The sequence below is a fragment of the Catenibacterium faecis genome, from assembly GCF_014306455.1.
Taxonomy (GTDB): Bacteria; Bacillota_I; Bacilli_A; order Erysipelotrichales; family Coprobacillaceae; genus Catenibacterium; species Catenibacterium mitsuoka_A.
This window is the reverse complement of the sequence record NZ_JACRWG010000137.1, coordinates 1-1,339: the sequence shown is the minus strand read 5'-3', so window position 1 is coordinate 1,339 and position 1,339 is coordinate 1. Positions and strand designations below refer to the sequence as shown.

2 protein-coding genes are annotated in these 1,339 nt (G+C 32.9%); both read left to right on the top strand.

The genetic code is table 11. The features are described from left to right. Positions 1–295: 295 nt before the first annotated feature. Positions 296–826 (top strand): methylated-DNA--[protein]-cysteine S-methyltransferase, encoded by a 531-nt coding sequence (locus H8909_RS13095; RefSeq protein ID WP_187013140.1) that lies wholly within the window; start codon positions 296–298, stop codon positions 824–826. Between the two features lie 194 nt (positions 827–1,020). After that, complete coding sequence (locus H8909_RS13090; protein WP_187013139.1) at positions 1,021–1,224, top strand: hypothetical protein; 204 nt, start codon at positions 1,021–1,023, stop codon at positions 1,222–1,224. The last annotated feature ends 115 nt before the right edge of the window (positions 1,225–1,339 follow it).

Sequence of the window (1,339 nt, the reverse complement as noted above, 5' to 3'; positions counted from 1 at the left end):
TCAACCTTTCTCATAATAACCTCCCCTGGAGGTTATAGTTTAACACGGCAAGTTGATATTGTCCCAATTGGGACAATATCAACTTGGATACATTAAGACATTATCATATTGGAATCAGAAAATCAGGCAGGAAGATGAAGTCTAAGTTGACCTTGTGAAATAATTGTGTTACAATACAACCAACAAAGGAATATTTTATAGCATGTCATTCACAAAGCATTAGCTATACGTAGAAAAAGAAATTCTTTTTTGCGTACGCTAATGCTTTTTTTGTTTATTTTTGGAGGTAAAAATAATGGAATATATTAAGAAATACCAGTCTCCTATTGGAAACATTACTATGGCAAGTGATGGTGAATCACTTATTGGTTTATGGTTTGAAGATGATAAATATTATGCAGATATCCTCAAGGAACCTATTGAACAAGATTTACCAGTCTTTGATCAGACAATTGCCTGGTTAAACTTATATTTTGATGGAATCGTTCCTAACTTCTGTCCACCTATTAAGATGCAGGGTACACCATTCCAGAGAATGATCTGGACTATTATCCAGCATATCCCTTATGGTGAAACAATCACTTATGGTGATATTGCGAAAGCTATTGCGAAATATGGCAATAAGAAAGAAATGTCAGCACAGGCAGTTGGTGGTGCTATTGGTCATAATCATATTGCGTTAATCATCCCTTCACACCGTGTAATTGGTTCTAAGGGTAACTTAAAAGGCTATGCTTCTGGTGTAGAAAAGAAAAAGAAGCTTCTCCTCTTCGAAAAAGCCTCAGTTATTAACAGCAGTATGAGAATAGATACAAGACTTGCATAATGCAGGTCTTTTTTTTGTGCGATGAAGTGGTCTTATTATGAATGAAAAACAAATGAATTAGAGTACTTCTTACTAAAGAAGAGTTTGATGCAGAAATTGAAGAAAGAATGCATGAAATAGTCTTTTATTTTCTTCTTTAAGATTCCCATATTATTCCCATACTTTTTAAAGATAATACAACTAGGGGGTAATGTATGAAGAAAATAGGAATCTCAATTATTGTGCTATGTTTAGTACTCGTATTCGCATTTTTTAAATTTCCACTACAATCAGTTGCATCCAGCAAAGATGAACATCAAACTGACTTTGTTGTATTGAGTGGAACATCTACGAATGTGGATACTGTTTATTCAGAAAACTATCAAAAGAAAATCAAAGCACAGATAGAACGTTTGTAAGCGCCAAATAATATAGTGGATTGAAATAGACCTCACCATATTAGATAATTAAAGTGTTTTTAGATTCTAAATTTACTATATATAGCGTTTTTAGCCACTAAATTTACTATATATA

Bases quoted from the DNA above. Each gene is read 5' to 3' on its own strand.
- H8909_RS13095 (WP_187013140.1), top strand. From the start codon at position 296: ATGGAATATATTAAGAAATACCAGTCTCCTATTGGAAACATTACTATG.
- H8909_RS13090 (WP_187013139.1), top strand. From the start codon at position 1,021: ATGAAGAAAATAGGAATCTCAATTATTGTGCTATGTTTAGTACTCGTA.